The sequence below is a fragment of the Paraburkholderia sp. A1BS-2L genome (genome assembly GCF_051125205.1).
GTDB lineage: Bacteria > Pseudomonadota > Gammaproteobacteria > Burkholderiales > Burkholderiaceae > Paraburkholderia.
In genome coordinates this window covers 1,048,643-1,067,054 of the sequence record NZ_CP120428.1, presented here as the reverse complement: position 1 = coordinate 1,067,054, position 18,412 = coordinate 1,048,643, and the positions used below count along the sequence as shown (strand labels likewise).

The window sequence follows — 18,412 nt, the reverse complement described above, 5'->3', positions numbered from 1 at the left end:
TTCGCACCGTATATCATTCGCTATTGGCCCTGCGCGATACCAGCGCAGGGCCGTCGCACGCCCTATCGGAGCACCGCAGTTGAATCACCAGCGCGCCACCCTTTCCCAACTCGGCGAGTTCGACGAGATCATCGACGTGAGAACGCCGCTCGAATACGCCGAGGACCATGTGCCCGGCGCGATCAACGCCCCCGTGCTCAGCAACGAGGAGCGCGTGCTCATCGGCACGATGTACAGGAATTCGCCCTTCGACGCCACGCGCGTAGGCGCGGCTATCGCCGCACGCAATATCGCCATGCATCTGGACACGACTTTCGCCGATCGTCCGCGCAACTGGCGCCCGCTCGTCTATTGCTGGCGCGGCGGCAAACGCTCGGGGTCGATGACGACCATGTTCAACATGATCGGCTGGCGCGCGCGGCAGCTCGAAGGCGGCTACAAGACCTACCGGAACGCCGTGGTCGAGGCGCTCGGCACGCTGCCCGGTAGCTTGAGCTACATCGTGCTCGCGGGGCCCACGGGCAGCGGCAAGACGCGCCTGTTGCAGGCGCTCGGCCAGGCCGGCGCGCAAACGCTCGATCTCGAAGCGCTTGCCGCGCATCGCGGCTCGCTGCTCGGCGCGCTGCCCACGCGCGCGCAGCCCGCGCAAAAGTCGTTCGACACGGCGCTCGTGCAGCAACTGCGCACGTTCGACCCCGCGCAGCCCGTGTTCGTGGAAGCGGAAAGCCGGCGCATCGGCGCGATCACGCTGCCTGTCGCGCTGGTGGAGGGCATCCACGCGGCACCGTGCGTCATGGTCGAGGTCGCGCTCGAGGAGCGCGTGGCGCTGCTGCTCAAGGATTATGGCCACCTGCTCAGTGACGCGGCCTACTTCCGCGAGCAATTGCTGAAGCTCACGCCGCTGCACGGACGCGAGCGCATCGAGTCGTGGTGCCGTCTGCTGGAGGAAGGCCGCCACGCGGCGCTGTCCGAGACGCTCGTGACCGAGCACTACGATCCCGCGTACTCACGCAGCACGCGCAAACACTATCCGACGCTGGCGACGGCGCTGCGTTTCGTGTTTCATCCGATGACGGGAGAGCCAATCGAAGAAGCGCGCGCGCTGCTCACGCAACTGCACGCCACGAATCTGCCCGGCGAGATGTCGGTGCGATAGCCAGGCCGGCGTTTGTCTGCGGCCCGGGCAATCGCCAGCGGGCAATCTTCACGCGCCGCTCCGTCCTTTGACCGCGCGCCCTCTGGCGGCGCGGCGGTCATTCGAGCCGGTATTGGAGCGACGCCGATGGCTTAGGGATGCGCATACATCGCGTTCCAGTCCTCCGCCGACACCTTCGCGCCGCGCACCCCCGATTCCGTCGCGTTCGCGACACCGCCGTAGGCGCTGTTGCCATTCATCGCGGCCACCTTGGCCTGGGCGGCCTGAATCGCTTCGGGGTAATGCACCTGATCGCCGTCCCCGACGTGGTAACCGGCCTTCTGCAACTGCACGAGTTCTTCGCGCACCTGAGCGCGGGTGATGGTCGAGTGCGACTGGGCGAACGAAGCGACGGGAGCAACGAGGACAGCGGCAACAGCAACGGCTTGAATCAGGGACTTCATGATTACGACCTCCAGTGGGTTCAGGGCGGCCGATGTGCGACTGTTTGTCTGTGCATGCGGCCGATGTACGCATCGTATGCCTGTCAGAACCCAGGGTTAACGCCTAAAACCATGGAGGACTTTTCCAGACCGCAGAAGAATCACTGAAGACGCCGCGCGTCGTGCGCGGGCGGCGCGAGGCCCGAACTAGCGGGTCGGGGAGATGTCCGCCATGAGTTCGAGCAGCGCGTCCACGTGTGCCTGCACGGTGGCGTCGTACAGGACCGCGGGAGGTGGACCGCATGGGTCACCCGCGTCGGCCGGGTCGACGCGCCGTCCGCGCGCCGCGACGGCCGCCTCGATCGCACGGCGCAGATCGGCGGCATCGCCGGGTCGAAACAGATATTTGGCGCTGTCGCCGATGGCGTCGCAGCAGCCGATATTCGACGAAAAGATCACCGGCGTGCCGCACATCACCGATTCGATGCCAACGAGCCCGAACGGCTCGTAGGTCGACGCGAGGATCGAGTAATCGGCCGCGCGATAGGCGTTTTCGAGATCCTTCACATAGCCGAGATAGCGCACGCGCGCGCTCGCGCGCTCAGGCGGACGCCCCGCCACGGCCACCACGACCGGCAGATCCAGCGCGGCAAGTGCCTGCTCGATGAGCGGCAAGCCTTTGCGCTCATGGCTGCTCGACGCAAACAGCAAGACCGTTTCGTGGTCGCCGAACCCATATTGACGGCGCAGCGCAGCGCGCGTGCAGGCATCCACGGGCGAGAAGCGTTCGCCATCCACAGGCGGACAGAGCACGCGGATCTTCGCCTCGTCCACCCCATACAATTCGCGAAGTTCGGAACGCATCAGCTCAGAATGCGCGACGATCACGCGCGATCGCGCATATTGCTGACTTTCGAGCGCGATTTGCCGGCTGTCGGAGCCGCGCATCGGGCGCCCCATCGCACGCAGAAAGCCGCGGTGCGTGCCGCCGCAAATGGCGATCTCCGAGCCATCCACCCGGTTACAGCCGATCAGCACGTCCACGCCCGCGCGACGGCGCAAGGTGACCAGCCGCCGCGAGAACCACATGTCGCGCAGCTTTCCCGGCAGCAAGGAAACGTTGATGCGGTGCGGCTCCACGAGCGCGTATTCCGGCACGGAGGGATCGAACTTGCGCGCAAAAAACACGGGCCGCATGCCGCGTGCGGCGAGACCCCGGATAAGGTCCATCGCGTAGCGTTCCAGGCCGCCGCTGTGCTTGAGCGCGTTGCAGGAGATTCCAACCTTCATGACCCGTCCGACATGTGAATTATTTTGTGCGCAGTTCTCGCGTGGGCCGATTATAAGGCGCCAGTTCCACACAATGCCGCAGCGGACCAGGCGGCGCCTCACCCGATGCGGGACGACGCCCACAATACGGCGGGCCGTATGTCTGTCAGAGCATCGCGCATACCCAAAATCCGCTCCGGTATAATCGACCGGTTTAGGGGCAGTTGCGCCTGTCCGGCTCCGCCGGCATGACCACTGACTGCCCGTCCGATTTGCGCCGGCCGACATGAATTACGATACGACGACCTATCTTCGCCGCCTGGCTCCAATCGTTACCCTGCTGCTCGTGATCGGACCCGCCACGAATCTGGTCTGGCGCGGCGGAACGGGTTACTGCTTTTTCCTGCTGCTCGCGTTCGCGCTTCATGGCGCGTACGTGAATCGGCACGACCGCGGCTATTTCGCACCCTGGCGCGAATACCGCTGGTACACCGCCGCGATGCTCGCGCCGGTCGCCGTGGTCGCGCTCCAGCAGCCGCTGCTCGGCTACTGGGCGCCGCACCAGTTCGACGCGCTTTCGCGCTTCACGCTCGCGCTGCCGATCTTTCTGCTGCTAAGCCGCCTGCCTTCGCGCCATCTCACGGTCATCGGCTGGGGCTGCGCGCTGGGCGCGCTCGCGGCGAGCGCCTGGGTTTTCATCGACCGCCCCCCAGGCGGCTGGAACGACACCGAGCGCCTCTCGAACTACTACACGAACGCGATCCCATTCGGCGACACCGCCCTGCTGTTCGCTTTCCTCTCTGTGTTCACCTTCGGCTGGGACCGCAAGGCGCGCCCGCTTGCGCTCGTCGTCAAGCTCGCCGCGCTCGTCGCGGGCGGCTTCGTCTCCTATCTGTCGGGCACGCGCGGCGGCTGGATCGCGGTTCCCGTGTTCGCGCTCCTGCTCGGCGTGCAGTACGGATGGTTTTCGCACTGGAAGCGTGTCGTCGTGACGCTGGTGCTGCTCGCCGCCGCGACCGGCGCACTGTTCTCGACCAACGGCATCCGCCACCGCGTGGCCGACGCCGGCAGCGACTTCGCCCTCATGCAGCGCGGCAACAAGGACACCTCGGTGGGCCTGCGCCTGCAGCTCTGGAACGCCTCGATCATGCTGTTCGAGCGCCATCCGGCCTATGGCGTGGGCAAGGGCCGGCTGGAACACGCGCTCGGCGATCTCGCCCAGCACGGCGAGGCGAGCCAGCAGATCGTCAATGAGCGCGCGCACAGCGACTTCTTCTCGGCCATCGCTGAAATGGGCGCGATGGGCGCGGCGGCCCTGCTGCTGCTTTACTTCGGCACGTCGGTCTATTTCTGGCGCGCGTGCCGCGCCGCGGATTCGGTCATCCGCACTGCCGGCTGCAGCGGCCTCGCAGTGTCGTTCAGCACGATCCTTTTCGGGCTCACCATCGACGTGCTGGTGCCGATTCAGGTGGTCGTCCTGATCTCGCTGCTCACCGTCGTTTTCATGGCGATCGTCGTGTCGCGCAAGCGCGAACTCGAAGGCGGCGCGGCAAGCCGCTGATCATTCGGACGACGCGCCTGCCAATCGGGGCCAATCGGATAGTCACGATCAGCTAGTCGATCAGACAGCCAGCATGCGCCCGGCATCGGGCGCCTCTCTGCGACGCCTGTGATCTCTTAAGCGGCGTTCTGCTGGAACTGAATCTTGTGCAGGTGCGCGTACAGCCCGCGCTGTTCGAGCAACTGCTGATGCGAGCCGCGCTCGACAATGCGGCCCGCCTCCATCACCAGAATGCGGTCCGCGCGCTCGATGGTCGAGAGCCGATGCGCGATCACGAGCGTCGTGCGGCCCTTCATCAGCGTTTCGAGCGCTGCCTGCACGTGGCGCTCCGACTCCGAATCGAGCGCCGAAGTCGCTTCGTCGAGAATCAGGATCGGCGCGTCCTTGTAGATCGCGCGCGCGATCGCCAGACGCTGCCGCTGCCCGCCCGAGAGCTTCATGCCGTTGTCGCCGACCCGCGTCTCGACGCCTTCGGGCAGCGCCGCGATCGTGTCCCAGAGGTTGGCCGCGCGCAGCGCTTCTTCCACGCGCGCGAGATCGGCCTTCTCGCCATAGGCCACGTTGTTCGCGACCGTGTCGTTGAAGAGCGTCACGTCCTGGCTCACCATCGCGATCTGGCTGCGCAGCGCATGGATGTCGTACTCGGGCAGCGGCACGCCATCGACGAGAACCTCGCCGCCGCTCGGATCGAAAAAGCGCGGCAGCAGGTTCACGAGCGTGGTCTTGCCGCTGCCCGACGGGCCCGCCAGCGCGATCATCTCGCCCGGCGCCGCGCTGAACGTCACGCTCTCCAGGATCGAGCGCGCACCGGGCCCATAGGAGAACGACACGTTGCGGAACTCGATCTCGCCGCGCGCGCGCTCGAGCGGCTTGCCGCCGCCGGCCGGCTCGACCGGCTCGTCGATGAGGCCGAAGATCAGCTCGGCGGCGGTCATGCCGCGCTGCAACGGCTGGTTCACGTCGATCAGATGCTTGAGCGGCGAGATCACGAGCAGCATCGACGTCACGAACGCGACGAAGCCGCCCACGGTGGTCTGGTCGTGCGAGGCCTGCACCACGGCGATCGTGATGACGACCGCGAGCGCGATCGAGGCAAGAAACTGCGTAAGCGGCTGCGCGAGGCCGCCCGAGATCGTCATGCGCATCTGATAGCCGCGCAGACGCTTGCTCATCTCGCCGAAGCGGTCCATTTCGTACTGCTCGCCGTTGTGAACCTTGACGACCTTGTAGCCGCCCACCGTCTCCTCGACGATGTACGACAGCTCGTTCGTGAGCGCCTGGTGCTCGCGGTTCAGGCGGCGCAGGCGCCGGTTGATCTTGCTGACGAGCCAGCCGATGGCCGGCAGCAGCACGGCCACGATCAGCGTTAGGCGCCAGTTCAGAATGAACAGATAGCCCAGCAGAAAGATCACCGTGAGCGAGTCGCGCACGGACGTGACCAGCACGCTCAGCAGCACGCCCAGGATCTGGTTGACCTCGAACACGATGGCGTTGATGACTGTGCTCGCCGTCTCGCGCTGGAAAAACCCGACGCTCGCATGGATCATGCGCTCGAACATCTTCAGGCGCAGCTCCAGCAGGATTTTGTTGGTCATGTACTGGAGCAGATAGCCGGACGCGTATTGCGTCAGGCCGCGCACGAGCGCGAGGCCGATCACGGCAGCGGGCACGATCCATCTGGCGCTCGTGCTGCCCTTGGTGCCGAAGCCGTGGTCGAGCAGCGGCTTGAGGAGCGCCGGAATGCCGGCCTCGGTCGCGGCCACGATCGCCAGCGTGACGATGGCGGCGACCGCCACCCAGAAGAGCGGCTTGATATACGGCCAGAGGCGCCGGCCAACCGACGAGGCAGTCGACTTCGTGCCGGAGCCGATCGGCTTGCTGAGAGTGGATTGTGGGGAGGTCTCGCTCAAGGAATCCTCTGGAAAAGCGTGTGCTGGAAATGCGGGTGGAAATGCCGGCGGGACTGCATGCGTGACTGGGCCGCTAGCCCAGCCGCCGGCCGGTTCAAGGCAGATCGTCTGACAGATGGCCCGGCGGCGCGGTACGCATTGTATACGCTTGACGCAGCACGCCGTGCGATCCGCCGGGAATGCAACAGCGGCGATCAGGCCCCGCATGCTCGCCCGCCAGCGCCCAGCCCGCTCCGGCACATCGTCCGGCATCGTCTAGAATACGCACCTCCGCGCCCGGCTGGCCTCCAGCGGGCGCGGCGCGGTACACCGCTTCCGACATTCCTCCAGAACAGGCGTCTTTCCATGTCCGACGGACTTTCTCCGATCAGCCCGAGCGGCTCACCGCATGCCACCCTTTCGGTCATCGTGGTGGCGATGAACGAGGCGCACGACATTCGCGACTGCCTCGAATCGGTGCGCGGGCTCGCGATGGAAACCATCGTGTTCGATTCCGGCAGCACCGACGGCACGCCCGACATCTGCCGCGAGCTAGGCGCGCGCGTGTTCGAAACCGACTGGCCCGGCGACGGCCCGCAGAAGAACCGGGCGCTGGCCGAGGCGCGCGGCGACTGGGTGATCTGCCTCGACGCCGACGAGCGTCTGAGCCCCGAGCTTCGCGCCGAACTGGAACGCCTGCTCGCCGAGGGCACGACGCACGCCGCATTCAGCACGCCGCGCCGCTCGAGCTTCTGCGGGCGCTTCATGAAGCACTCGGGCTGGTGGCCCGACCGCATCGAGCGCCTGTTCCGGCGCGGCAGCGCGCGCTTCACCGACGTGCGCACCCACACGCACCTGGAGATTCAGGGCACGATCGGCCAGCTCAACGGCCCGATCATTCATATTTCGATGCCTGATCTGCACGAAGCGCTCGAAAAGACCAACGCCTATTCGACGGCCGGCGCGCTCACGATGGCCGAGGACGGCAAGCGCTCGTCGCTCGCCAAAGCGCTCGGCAAGGGCTTCTGGGCGTTCTTTCGCACCTGGGTGATACGCGCGGGATTTCTCGACGGCGCCGAGGGACTGATGCTCGCGATCAACAACGCCGAGACCACGTACTACCGCTACGTCAAGCTCGCGCTGCTCACGCGCGACGGCAAAGTCGCGAAGAAACGCTGAATCGGGGCGGAAGGACAGGCAGCGCAAGCAGCAGCCATTGCCGCTCGCGCTGCCAGAAAAGACATCGTCAGTAGACGATTTCGATGGAACTGCCCGCGAACTCGCCGCGCAGCGCCGCAATGAGTTCGTCGGTGGGCTTCACGCGCCAGGCGTCGCCCAGACGCACTTCGCCTTGCGCGCGTTCGTTGCTATAGACGATCTGCACCGCGAGGCCGTTCGGAATGGCCACCTGCTCGCGCTCGCGACCCCGGCCTCCACCATAACCTCCGCCGCCGTCGCGTCCGCCACGCCCGCGCGTTTCCACCACCGGCGCGGGCAGCGAATCATCGGGCTTCGCGCGATGCGCTTCGAGCACCGAGCGCAGCGCGAGCGCATTGGCATTGCCGTTCATCTGCACCTTCACGGCCTGCGCGTAGCGGCTGCGGGCGCGCTCCAGATCCATCACAGTGTCCACCGTGAAGCGGATGCCGCCCGTGAACGCGTCGTTGCGCGCCCCGCCCTGCACGACCAGCAGTTCGTCTTCCTTGAAGAGCGCCTTGTGTGCCTCATACTGCTCGTTGAACACCGTCACTTCGCACTGGCCGGTGCCGTCGTCGAGCAGCGCGATCAGCATCTTGCCGCGCTGGGTCATCTGCGTGCGCAGCGAGGCGATCACGCCCGCGACGAGCTTGTCGCGCCCTTCCTTGAGATCGCCGATCTTCTGGCGCACGAAGCGGCGCACTTCGTCCTTGTAGGCATCGAACAGGTGCCCGGACAGATAGAAGCCGAGCGCGCCCTTCTCTTCCTGCAGCCTGCGCTTGTCGCCCCAGGCGGGTTCGTCCACGAGTTCGTGCGCGGCCAGCGGCGCGTCGCCCATGTCGAACAGACCCGCCTGCATGGCGTTGGCGCTCGCCTGGTCGGCGGCCTCCATCGCCATCGGCACCGACGCGAGCAGTTGCGCGCGATTCGCGTGGATCGAATCGAACGCGCCCGCGCGGATCATCGCCTCGATCGTGCGGCGATTCACAAGGCGGCGGTCGATGCGCTCGCAGAAGTCGAACAGGTCCTTGAAGAGCCCGCCTTCTTTGCGTGCGCGCAGGACTTCTTCGATGGCGTTCTGGCCGCTGCCCTTGATCGCCCCAAGGCCATAACGGATGGTGCGCGAGCGCTTGCCTTCGGCCACATGAGCATCGGCCACGGGCTCGAAACGATACGCCGACGCGTTCACGTCCGGCGGCAGCACTTTCAAACCGTTGGTGGCGCAGTCCTCGAACAGGATCTTCACCTTGTCGGTGTCGTCCATGGCGAGCGACATGTTGGCCGCCATGAATTCGGCCGGATGGTGCGCCTTGAGCCACGCCGTGTGATAGGCGAGCAGCGCATAGGCGGCCGCGTGCGACTTGTTGAAGCCGTAGCCCGCGAACTTCTCCATCAAGTCGAAGGTCTCGTCGGCCTTCTCGCGCGTGAGACCGTTCTTCGCCGCGCCCTCCGCAAAGATCTCGCGGTGCTTGGCCATCTCCTCGGGCTTCTTCTTGCCCATCGCGCGGCGCAAAAGGTCAGCGCCGCCGAGCGAGTAGCCGCCGATGATCTGCGCCATCTGCATCACCTGCTCCTGGTAGACCATGATGCCGTAGGTCTCTTTCAGAACCGGTTCGACGCGCGGATCGGGATACTCCACCACTTCACGGCCGTGCTTGCGCGCGCAGAAGCTCGGGATCAGGTCCATCGGGCCCGGACGATACAAGGCCACGAGCGCGATGATGTCCTCGAAGCGGTCGGGCTGCGCATCCTTCAACATGCCCTGCATGCCGCGGCTTTCCAGCTGGAACACGGCAACCGTGTTGGCCTTCTTGAGGATCTGGAAGGAAGCGGGATCGTCTAGCGGCACCTGCGCGAGCGACCAGTCTTTCTTCGACGGATCCAGCATGCGGATATAACGCTCGGCCCAGTCGAGAATCGTGAGCGTGGTGAGGCCCAGAAAGTCGAACTTCACGAGGCCGACGGCTTCCACGTCGTCCTTGTCGTACTGGCTCACGACGCCGCTTTCGTCGCCCTGGGTGTAGAGGGGGCAGAAGTCTGTGAGCTTGCCGGGCGCGATCAGCACGCCGCCCGCGTGCATGCCGACGTTACGCGTGAGACCTTCCACGAGCTGCGCGAGGTCGAGCAGTTGGTGCACTTCGTCTTCGTTGTCGTAGCGCTCCTGCAGCAGCGGCTCTTCCTTCATCGCGTCGGCGATGGTGACGTGCTTGCCCGGCTTGAACGGAATGAGCTTGGCCACGCCATCGGTGAAGTTGTAGCCGAGGTCGAGCACGCGGCCGATGTCGCGCACCGCGGCCTTCGCGGCCATGGTGCCGAAGGTGGCGATCTGCGAGACGGCGTCCGCGCCGTACTTCTCCTTCACGTACTGAATGACGCGGTCGCGCCCGTGCTGGCAGAAGTCGATGTCGAAGTCGGGCATCGAGACGCGTTCCGGATTCAGGAAGCGCTCGAACAGCAGGTTGTAGCGCAGCGGATCCAGATCGGTAATACCGAGCGCGTAAGCCACCAGCGAGCCTGCGCCCGAGCCCCGGCCCGGTCCCACCGGCACGCCGTTGTTCTTGGCCCAGTTGATGAAGTCCGCGACGATCAGGAAGTAGCCCGGGAAGCCCATCTTGATGATGGTCCCGCACTCGAATTCGAGGCGCTCGTTATAGCGTGCGCGCTCGTTCTCGCGCTCGGCTTCATCGGGATAAAGCTGCACGAGGCGTTTTTCGAGCCCCTCTTTCGAGAGCTGCACGAGATAGTCGTCGAGCGACATGCCGTCGGGCGTCGGGAAGAGCGGCAGCCTCGGCTTGCCGAGCTCGAGCGTGAGGTTGCAGCGCCGCGCGATTTCGATGGTGTTCGCAATGGCCGAGGGAATGTCCGCGAACAGCGCGACCATTTCGTCCTGGGTGCGAAACCGCTGCTCGGTCGTGAAGCGCTTCTGGCGGCGCGGATTCGCGAGAATGTCGCCCTCCGAGATGCACACGCGCGCTTCGTGCGCCGTGTATTCCTCGTCGGTCATGAACTGCATCGGATGCGTGGCCACCACTGGCAGCTTCAGTTCCGCCGCAATCGCCACAGCCTGCTCGATGTACTGTTCGGCGCCCGGCTGGCCGCAGCGCTGCAACTCGATGTAATAGCCGTTCGGGAACAGTTTCGCCCAGCGCTGCGCATGACGCTTCGCGCTTTCGACGTTGCCCGCCGCGAGTGCGAGCCCCACGTCGCCCTGCTGCGCGCCCGAGATCGCGAGCAGCCCTTCGCCCAGCCCGCTTTTGAGCCACGCGACGTCGACTTCCGCGCGCCCACGATATTGATTCGTGAGCCATGCCTTGGACAGCAGTTCGCAGAGATTGAGATAACCGCGTTTGTCCTTCACGAGCAGAAGCAGACGCGAAGGTTTGTCGCGGTCGTCCGGATTCATGATCCAGACATCGCAGCCGGCAATGGGTTTGACCCCTTTGCCACGGGCTTCCGTGTAGAAACGAACGAGGCCGAATGCGTTGCCGAGGTCGGTGAGCGCGAGCGCGCCCTGGCCGTCCTTGGCCGCCGCCTTGACGAGGTCGTCGAGGCGCACGATGCCGTCGGCAATCGAGAATTCGGAGTGGACGCGGAGATGGACGAAGCGGGGATCTGACATGGGCGTGATTGTACCTCCACGGTCACGCGATTTTTGCCGTGGCCTGCGTGCCCGACCATTCGGATAAGGCCCTGCGGCATCGGACACGCGCAAGGCTTGCGGAGAGCGAGGCAACGCGCTGCAGGCGCTGCATGGCCCGGTTGAGGGATAATAGCGGATTACGCCCGCCGCGCCGCGGGCCCATCGGATTCAGGTTTTCAAGTTGGCCATGCGTATTCTCAATCTCTCCGCCTACCAGTTCGCGACACTCGACAAGACCGCCGAATGGCGTCCGCTCGTGCTCGAACGCTGCAAGTCGCTCGATTTGCGGGGCACCATCCTGCTCGCGCCGGAAGGCATCAATCTGTTCGTCGCGGGCGACGAAGGCAACGTGCGCGCCTTCATGGACTACATCAACCACGATCCGCTGTTCGAGGGCAAATTCGCGACCCTGCAGTTCAAGGAAAGCTTCTCGGAAACGCGCCCCTTCAACCGCATGCTGGTGCGCCTGAAGCGCGAGATCATCACCATGAAGAAGCCCGCGATCCGCCCCGAGGAAGGCCGCGCGCCGTCGGTCGCGCCGGTCGTGCTCAAGACGTGGCTCGACCGCGGCTTCGACGACGAAGGCCGCCCGGTCGTCATGCTCGACACGCGCAACGCGTTCGAGGTGGACGTCGGCACGTTCGACCAGGCGCTCGACTACCGCATCGCCAAGTTCAGCGAATTCCCGGGCGTGATCGAGGCCAACCGCGCCGATCTCCAAGGCAAGACCGTGGTGTCGTTCTGCACGGGCGGAATCCGCTGCGAAAAGGCCGCGATCCACATGAAGGAAGTGGGGATCGAACACGTGTATCAGCTCGAAGGCGGCATTCTCAAGTATTTCGAGGAAGTGGGCGGCGCGCACTACAACGGCGACTGCTTTGTATTCGATCAGCGCACCGCGCTCAACCCGCAGCTCGAAGCGACCGATACCGTGCAATGCTTTGCGTGCCGCGCGGTGGTTACGCCCGCCGGGCAGGCTTCGCCGCTTTACGTCGCGGGAAAGAGCTGCCCGGCGTGCCATCCAGAGCGCGCGGAGCCTGTTCAAGCGGTCGCCGCCACCGCGCCGGCACACGCTGCGTGATGTGTGCGTGAGGCGCGCGTGAGCGCACCGGCTCAAACGCATCAGGGGTATCGCGGGCGCTTCGCGCCCTCGCCTACCGGACCGCTGCATTTCGGCTCGCTCGTCTCGGCGCTCGCGAGCTGGCTCGACGCGCGCGCGCATGACGGCGCGTGGCTCGTGCGCGTGGAGGACATCGACGGCCCGCGCACGGTCCCCGGCGCCGCCGAGGATATTCTCGCGACGCTGGAGCGCTTCGGCTTTCACGCCGACGAGCCGCCGCAATGGCAAAGCCAGCGCCTCGATCTTTACCGCGCGGCGCTCGACCGGTTGATTGCGGCGGGCCATGTGTATCCGTGCGGCTGCACGCGCAAGGAAATCGCCGATTCGCAACTGCACGCGCACCGGCGCAACACCACGCTGATCTATCCCGGCACCTGCCGCGCGGGACTGCACGGCAAGCCCGCGCGCGCGTGGCGCCTGCGCGTGCCGGACGACACGCCCGGGGCCGGGAGCAACCCCGCGCTGATCCGCTTCGACGACCGCTGCCAAGGACCGCAGGCGCAGGATCTGGCGACCGAAGTCGGCGACTTCGTGCTGCTGCGCGCGGACGGCCAGTGGGCGTATCAACTCGCCGTGGTGGTCGACGACGCCGCGCAGAACATCACCCATGTCGTGCGCGGCGCGGACCTGCTCGACTCCACGGCGCGCCAGATCTGGCTCCAGCGGTGCCTCGCCGTGCCCACGCCCGTGTATCTGCACGTGCCCGTCGTTACCAACGAGGAAGGCGAAAAGCTCTCGAAGCAGACCGGCGCGCAAGCGCTCGACGCCGAGCGGCCGCTCGTGGCGCTGCTCGCCGCCGCGCGCCATCTCGGGCTCGAACTGCGCGACCCCGCGCCCGCGACGCTCGAAGCCTTTCAGGCCGATGCGATCGACGCATGGAGGCGCCGCCTCGCGCAATTAGAGCGGCCCGATGAAATGAGCGCATAGCCACACGATTGCAGGCGAAATGCAAAAGCGGCGTGCCGGTCGAAACCGGCACGCCGCTTTTTTTCATCGCGCGAAGCCGAAGCCTCGCCAGTCCATCAGCTTCAGGACGACGAAGACGAGGTCGGCTTGTTGCGCCACGACGAACCCAGTCCACCGAGCAGCGCCGCGAGCGGCTGCTTCTGCTTTTGCGACGCGGCGGCGGCCGGCGCGGGCTTGTCTTCGGCCGCGCTGCGCGCGCTCGGCGACGGCTCGTACGGCTTCAGGAAGAAGTCGTCGACGGGCTGCGCCGGACGGTGGTGATGCGGCCGCTCGTACGCACCGGCGCGGCGATGGCCGACGCGCTCCCCGCGTCCTTCGCGGCCTTCATGACTGTCGCGCTCGCGACGCCGGCTGCCGCCTTCGTGATGCGCAACCGGCGTGTCGACCACGAGACGCTCGACCGTCAGCGGCCGCTTGATCAGCTTTTCGATATCGGCGAGCTGCTTCTTCTCGCTCGGGCTGCACAGCGAGAGCGCGTCGCCCGAGGCGCCCGCGCGGCCCGTGCGGCCAATGCGGTGCACGTAGTCTTCGGCGTTAAAGGGCAGGTCGAAGTTGATCACGGCCGGCAATTCGGCGATGTCGAGGCCGCGCGCGGCCACGTCGGTCGCCACCAGCGCCTCGATCTCGCCGCGCTTGAACGCGTCGAGCGCCTGCATGCGCTCGTTTTGCGAGCGGTCGCCGTGAATCGCCGCGGCCACGATGCCCTGCTTCTCGATCTGGCGCGCAAGACGGCTCGCGCCGATCTTGCTGTTGCAGAACACGATCACCTGTTTCAGGCCGCGCTCGCGGATTAGCTGCACGACCGCGCCGGTTTTGTCGCCTTCGGCCACTTCGTAGACGACCTGCGTGACGTTGGTGGCCGTCGAGTTGCTGCGCGCGACCTCGATGGTCTGCGGCGTGCGCAGATAGGTGGCGGCGAGCTTCTTGATCTCGCCCGAGAAGGTCGCCGAGAACAGCAGCGTCTGGCGCTCCTTCGGCAGCAGATTCAGGATGCGCTGGAGGTCCGGCAGGAAGCCCATGTCGAGCATGCGGTCGGCTTCGTCGAGCACCAGCATCTGCACCTGGCCCAGATTCGTGGTCTTCTGCTGCACGTGGTCGAGCAGGCGGCCCGGCGTCGCAATCAGGATTTCCACGCCGCGGCGCAGTTCGTCCGATTGCGGATTCATGTCGACGCCGCCGAACACCACCGCGCTGCGCAGCGCCGTGTGCTGCGCGTAGGTGCGCACGTTGTTGGCGACCTGGTCGGCCAGCTCGCGCGTAGGCGTGAGGATCAGCGCGCGCACCGGGTGGCGCGCGGGCGAGGCGCTCGTGCTTGCCAGCGGCAGCAGACGCTGAATGATCGGCAGCGAAAAACTCGCGGTCTTGCCGGTGCCGGTCTGCGCGGCGCCCATCACGTCGCGGCCCGTAAGGACCACGGGAATCGCCTGCGCCTGAATGGGCGTGGGCGTCGTGTAGCCCTGCTCCTTGATCGCCTTAAGGATCTCGGGTGCGAGGCCGAACTGATCGAAGGTCTCGGTGCTGGGCTTGACGGCTGTGTCGGACATGGTGGCTTCGCTATAAAGGCGCTATGCGCGCGAGGCGCGACGCGCCTCAAATATTCACTGCAGGGTACTGCCGGATTGCTTCGAAAAGTGCGGGCAAACTGGGCGAGCGTTACTGAGTTACGGCGCTGCGGGGCCGCAGCGGCTTTTTCCGCCTGGCTGCCGGCCGCAGCGGCCGCGTTGGCCGTCCAGCAGACGGCTCGCGAAAAATGCCGGCAGATTCGCGCGGGAACGCCATCGAGTCAACCCATCGCGGTGTGCAGGGAGCGCCGGCTGCACGGCCGCGCTCGACCCGCTCGTTCCCTTGTTGCCAGCCGGTGCGCCCGGCTGTTTCAGTCGATGTCGTAACGCCTGGGCGTCTGCCTCGTCCCGGCGCTCGCGGGCGCGGCAGTCTGCCCCGTCGCCGGCCAGAACCCGCCACGAGAGCAGGCGCAATTCGGCGAAAGGCCGGTATTGTAACACCTTGGCATAAATCCCTATGGCCGGGCAGTCCGGCTTCTGCACGCCGCTCACCGGAACGGCGCGGGCGCAAAGCGCCGGGGGGCCCTAGCGCATGATCGTGGCGCAACCGGAAACGAGGGGCTTGGGACTGGCTTCGGACATGTCGTCGTAGAGGTCGGCGCCGGGACCCTTGGTCCACCAGGTATAGCGGTCGGCGACGTATTTCACGCCCGACGCGGCAATCACACCGACAAACAGCAGCGTGCGGCCCGCCACGGGAACGAGCGCGAAGCTCTGCCCGTTGGAGCCGTTGATGTAGGTCACCTTGAAGGTCTTGCCGTCCGCGCAGGTATAGCGATAGGTGTGGCGAGACTGGGTCTGGATCTCGCGCACGTCGAGCGAGGCGGCTTGCGCGGCAGTTGCCGCAAGGCTCGCGCCGGCGCCGAGGACGGCGAACGCGAGCACGCCCGCAGCAAATCGGCGCGGCGTGCGTAGACGGGCGGCAAGACGAAGGGCGGCGTCGCATCCGCGGATCATGGCGTGTTCTCCCGATACCCGGTTGGACCGGCGCGCTGCGCCGGCGTGGTGATTGGCCGTGTTGCGCCGCTGCACGGGCTTCACGGGTCAGGGGTCGATCACGTCGGCGCAGGCGTCGGTGGGCGCGGCGGCCACGTGCCCGACCACCGGCACGATCTTCAAGCCCGCCGACACCACGCGGCACGGCGCGGCAGCGAGGCCGCAGCCCGAGAGCGCGAAAGCGCACACCACCATCAGCCCACGCGGCCACCACAACGCGATCGACTTCATCATTCCCAATTTCCTGCAATGGCTTGACACGATAACCCGGCGCATCGCGCCGCGCCCCGTGCATGCCTGGCCATGCACTGCGGCAGCGCGGACCGAGCGGAAAGAACAGCGATTATCCGGCGCTACGACGGCAGCACGAATGCGCCCGATCAACACGGCCTCAAGTCAGGCGTCGCCACGCCAGCGCTTGTTACGACGGGCTCCCCGGCACCGGGCGCACCGCCGAGGCCGCCGCACGTGCGCGCGAGCGGGCTTCGTCGATATCGACGCCCGTCGCGAGCGCGACGCCCATGCGGCGCTTCGCGAAGCTCTCGGGCTTGCCGAACAGGCGCAGGTCCGCACCCGGCACGGCCAGGGCTTCTGCCACGCCTTCGAAGGCAATGCCGCGCGCATCCATGCCCCCGTAAATCACCGCCGATGCGCCCGGCCCGCGCGCCGTCGTATCGACCGGCAGCCCGAGAATCGCGCGCGCATGTAGTTCGAACTCGGAGAAGCGCTGCGACGCGAGCGTGACAAGCCCCGTGTCGTGCGGACGCGGGCTCACTTCCGAGAACCAGACGTCATCGCCGCGCACGAACAGCTCGACGCCAAAGAGGCCGCGGCCGCCCAGCGCCTCGGTCACCTTGTGCGCAACCTCGCGCGAGCGTTCGAGCGCCTTCGGGCTCATCGGCTGCGGCTGCCACGACTCCACGTAGTCGCCGTCGACCTGGCGGTGGCCGATCGGATCGCAGAAGTACGTCTGCACGGCACCGCTCGCCGGATCGGTCGCGCGCACGGTGAGCTGCGTGATTTCGTATTCGAAGTCGATAAAGCCCTCGACGATCACGCGGCCGTGATTCACGCGTCCGCCCGCGAGCGCGTATTGCCAGGCACGCTCGACATCGGCATCGCTCTTGAGCACCGACTGCCCCTTGCCCGAGGACGACATCACCGGCTTCACCACACACGGGTAGCCGACCGTGGCGATGCCGGCCTTCAGTTCGTCGAGCGAATCCGCGAATGCGTAAGGCGAGGTCGGCAGGCCCAGTTCCTCTGCTGCGAGACGCCGGATGCCTTCGCGGTTCATGGTGAGCTGCGCGGCGCGCGCGGTGGGGATCACCACGGCTGCGCCTTCGGCCTCGACGGCCGCCAGCGCATCGGTGGCGATGGCCTCGATCTCGGGCACCACAAGGTGCGGCCGCTCGGCGTCGATGAGCGCGCGCAGCGCCTTGGGATCGGCCATGTCGATGACGTGGGCGCGATGCGCGACCTGATGGCCGGGCGCGTTTTCGTAGCGGTCGACGGCGATTACTTCGACGCCAAGGCGTTGCAGCGCGATGATCACTTCCTTGCCGAGTTCGCCGGCGCCGAGCAGCATGACTCGGGTGGCGGAAGCGGAAAGCGGCGTGCCGATGCGACGCGAGAGGGAGGGGTCCATACCATCTCCAGGAATGAGAGCGAGGCGGCGCGTGATTCGCGCGCTTCAAGGGAATGCGAATGCGAGGGAGCGCCGATGTTAACACCCCGTGCCCGGTCTCGCGCCACCCGTGCGTGAATTGAGCGGGCCTTGCGCGAGAAATCGGTCCCACGCAGGTCCCACGCAGGCCCCAGGCGCCTCGATCGAGCGCGTGAGGCAGGCTTTTGCAGATCTCCAGCGAGCCTTTGCGCTCGCATGCGGCCCCTTGGTGCGTTACGCTTACGCCTTCGCCAGTTATAAGGAACGATGCGATGCCCCACCGCTCGAGCACACGCCCCGCCGCACGCAAGATTGCGCGCCTGCTCGCCTCGCGTGCGTCATACACCGCGCCGTTCGCGGCCGCCGCTGCGGCTGCGCTCCTGCTTGCCGCCTGCAAGCTGCCGGTTCACCAGGACACGTCCGTACCGCCGCCCGACCCGTTCAATCCCGCCACGACTCAATTGCTCGACAACACGCATTGGCAACTCGTCGAATGGAAACGCGCCGACGGCACGCAGCGCGCGGTGCCCGCAGTGCCGAGCGCATCCGCCGACAGCGGCGCCCCTGATGTTCGAGCCGCGCGGCCCATCACGCTCGATCTCTCGACCGGCAGCGGCCAGCGCCGTGCGAGCGGCTTCTCGGGCTGCAATCGCTACATGGGCAGCTACTCGCTCAAGAACGGGCTGCTCTCGTTTGGCCAGCTCGCGGGCACGCGCATGGCGTGCATCGGCACGGGCGGCGAAATCGAAGGTCCGTATCTCGACGCACTCGCGCACATCCAGCGTTCGGGCGTGCAAATGCGCGAACCGCAAGCACTTCTGGTCGTGCTCGAAAACGGCGACCGCCTGACCTTCGCCCAAGCGGGTGGGCCCGCTGCGGCCGGTGCGCCCGCAAGCGCGCCGTCCGCAGCGTCCGCCTCCGCCGCCATGCCCGCGAAGCAGGGCAAGTGAGGCGCCGCGCCATCCGGC

At 66.5% G+C, this 18,412-nt stretch carries 14 protein-coding genes; 6 read left to right on the top strand and 8 right to left on the bottom strand.

Annotation, left to right across the window (positions count from 1 at the left end; all coding sequences use genetic code 11):
* Positions 1-79 precede the first annotated feature (79 nt).
* Positions 80-1,156, top strand: a complete 1,077-nt coding sequence (mnmH, locus tag P5W98_RS04740) for a tRNA 2-selenouridine(34) synthase MnmH (RefSeq protein WP_434662100.1) — start codon at positions 80-82, stop codon at positions 1,154-1,156.
* Between the two features lie 131 nt (positions 1,157-1,287).
* Here mnmH and P5W98_RS04735 read toward each other — a convergent pair whose 3' ends face one another.
* Together P5W98_RS04735 and P5W98_RS04730 are read right to left on the bottom strand one after the other, a co-directional pair.
* Positions 1,288-1,599, bottom strand: coding sequence for a DUF4148 domain-containing protein (locus P5W98_RS04735; protein ID WP_421023505.1), 312 nt, complete (start codon positions 1,597-1,599; stop codon positions 1,288-1,290).
* A gap of 186 nt (positions 1,600-1,785) precedes the next feature.
* Complete coding sequence (locus tag P5W98_RS04730) at positions 1,786-2,868, bottom strand: glycosyltransferase family 4 protein (RefSeq protein WP_421023504.1); 1,083 nt, start codon at positions 2,866-2,868, stop codon at positions 1,786-1,788.
* A 265-nt stretch (positions 2,869-3,133) separates the two neighbouring features.
* Here P5W98_RS04730 and P5W98_RS04725 point away from each other — a divergent pair, with 265 nt between their 5' ends.
* Positions 3,134-4,408, top strand: a complete 1,275-nt coding sequence (locus P5W98_RS04725; protein ID WP_434662097.1) for an O-antigen ligase family protein — start codon at positions 3,134-3,136, stop codon at positions 4,406-4,408.
* Between the two features lie 116 nt (positions 4,409-4,524).
* Here P5W98_RS04725 and msbA read toward each other — a convergent pair whose 3' ends face one another.
* The gene (msbA, locus tag P5W98_RS04720; RefSeq protein ID WP_434662443.1) at positions 4,525-6,279 is read right to left on the bottom strand and encodes a lipid A export permease/ATP-binding protein MsbA; all 1,755 of its coding nucleotides are present in this window, start codon (positions 6,277-6,279) and stop codon (positions 4,525-4,527) included.
* Positions 6,280-6,663: 384 nt separating this feature from the next.
* Between msbA and P5W98_RS04715 the strand changes: the two genes are divergently transcribed.
* Positions 6,664-7,476 (top strand): glycosyltransferase family 2 protein, encoded by an 813-nt coding sequence (locus P5W98_RS04715; RefSeq protein ID WP_434662095.1) that lies wholly within the window; start codon positions 6,664-6,666, stop codon positions 7,474-7,476.
* A gap of 67 nt (positions 7,477-7,543) precedes the next feature.
* Here the strand turns inward: P5W98_RS04715 and dnaE are convergent, their stop codons facing one another.
* Complete coding sequence (dnaE, locus tag P5W98_RS04710; protein WP_434718506.1) at positions 7,544-11,122, bottom strand: DNA polymerase III subunit alpha; 3,579 nt, start codon at positions 11,120-11,122, stop codon at positions 7,544-7,546.
* Positions 11,123-11,321: 199 nt separating this feature from the next.
* On the opposite strand from dnaE, the gene P5W98_RS04705 reads away from it, so the two are divergent.
* The gene (locus P5W98_RS04705; protein WP_434662093.1) at positions 11,322-12,215 is read left to right on the top strand and encodes a sulfurtransferase; all 894 of its coding nucleotides are present in this window, start codon (positions 11,322-11,324) and stop codon (positions 12,213-12,215) included.
* A gap of 18 nt (positions 12,216-12,233) precedes the next feature.
* Positions 12,234-13,181, top strand: a complete 948-nt coding sequence (gene gluQRS, locus P5W98_RS04700; protein WP_434718397.1) for a tRNA glutamyl-Q(34) synthetase GluQRS — start codon at positions 12,234-12,236, stop codon at positions 13,179-13,181.
* Between the two features lie 101 nt (positions 13,182-13,282).
* On the opposite strand, the gene P5W98_RS04695 is transcribed toward gluQRS, so the two are convergent.
* The 4 genes from P5W98_RS04695 to purT form a co-directional block, all read right to left on the bottom strand.
* Positions 13,283-14,764 carry a DEAD/DEAH box helicase gene (locus tag P5W98_RS04695; RefSeq protein WP_421044136.1) on the bottom strand — a complete coding sequence of 494 codons (1,482 nt, stop codon included), beginning with the start codon at positions 14,762-14,764 and terminating at the stop codon, positions 13,283-13,285.
* 543 nt (positions 14,765-15,307) lie between these two features.
* Positions 15,308-15,739: an MliC family protein gene (locus P5W98_RS04690; protein ID WP_434718396.1), complete on the bottom strand. Its 432-nt coding sequence runs from the start codon at positions 15,737-15,739 to the stop codon at positions 15,308-15,310.
* A gap of 87 nt (positions 15,740-15,826) precedes the next feature.
* Positions 15,827-15,973, bottom strand: a complete 147-nt coding sequence (locus P5W98_RS04685) for a DUF6726 family protein (protein WP_421079570.1) — start codon at positions 15,971-15,973, stop codon at positions 15,827-15,829.
* 226 nt (positions 15,974-16,199) lie between these two features.
* Positions 16,200-17,426 carry a formate-dependent phosphoribosylglycinamide formyltransferase gene (purT, locus tag P5W98_RS04680; RefSeq protein ID WP_434718395.1) on the bottom strand — a complete coding sequence of 409 codons (1,227 nt, stop codon included), beginning with the start codon at positions 17,424-17,426 and terminating at the stop codon, positions 16,200-16,202.
* 290 nt (positions 17,427-17,716) lie between these two features.
* Here purT and P5W98_RS04675 point away from each other — a divergent pair, with 290 nt between their 5' ends.
* Positions 17,717-18,394: an META domain-containing protein gene (locus tag P5W98_RS04675; protein ID WP_421023496.1), complete on the top strand. Its 678-nt coding sequence runs from the start codon at positions 17,717-17,719 to the stop codon at positions 18,392-18,394.
* Positions 18,395-18,412: the final 18 nt, after the last annotated feature.

What these genes read in the sequence shown, in the direction of transcription:
- P5W98_RS04735 (WP_421023505.1), bottom strand. Translation starts at nt 1,599, where the DNA reads ATGAAGTCCCTGATTCAAGCCGTTGCTGTTGCCGCTGTCCTCGTTGCT.
- P5W98_RS04730 (WP_421023504.1), bottom strand. Translation starts at nt 2,868, where the DNA reads ATGAAGGTTGGAATCTCCTGCAACGCGCTCAAGCACAGCGGCGGCCTG.
- P5W98_RS04725 (WP_434662097.1), top strand. Translation starts at nt 3,134, where the DNA reads ATGAATTACGATACGACGACCTATCTTCGCCGCCTGGCTCCAATCGTT.
- P5W98_RS04715 (WP_434662095.1), top strand. Translation starts at nt 6,664, where the DNA reads ATGTCCGACGGACTTTCTCCGATCAGCCCGAGCGGCTCACCGCATGCC.
- P5W98_RS04705 (WP_434662093.1), top strand. Translation starts at nt 11,322, where the DNA reads ATGCGTATTCTCAATCTCTCCGCCTACCAGTTCGCGACACTCGACAAG.
- P5W98_RS04695 (WP_421044136.1), bottom strand. Translation starts at nt 14,764, where the DNA reads ATGTCCGACACAGCCGTCAAGCCCAGCACCGAGACCTTCGATCAGTTC.
- P5W98_RS04690 (WP_434718396.1), bottom strand. Translation starts at nt 15,739, where the DNA reads ATGATCCGCGGATGCGACGCCGCCCTTCGTCTTGCCGCCCGTCTACGC.
- P5W98_RS04685 (WP_421079570.1), bottom strand. Translation starts at nt 15,973, where the DNA reads ATGGTGGTGTGCGCTTTCGCGCTCTCGGGCTGCGGCCTCGCTGCCGCG.
- purT (WP_434718395.1), bottom strand. Translation starts at nt 17,426, where the DNA reads ATGGACCCCTCCCTCTCGCGTCGCATCGGCACGCCGCTTTCCGCTTCC.
- P5W98_RS04675 (WP_421023496.1), top strand. Translation starts at nt 17,717, where the DNA reads ATGCCCCACCGCTCGAGCACACGCCCCGCCGCACGCAAGATTGCGCGC.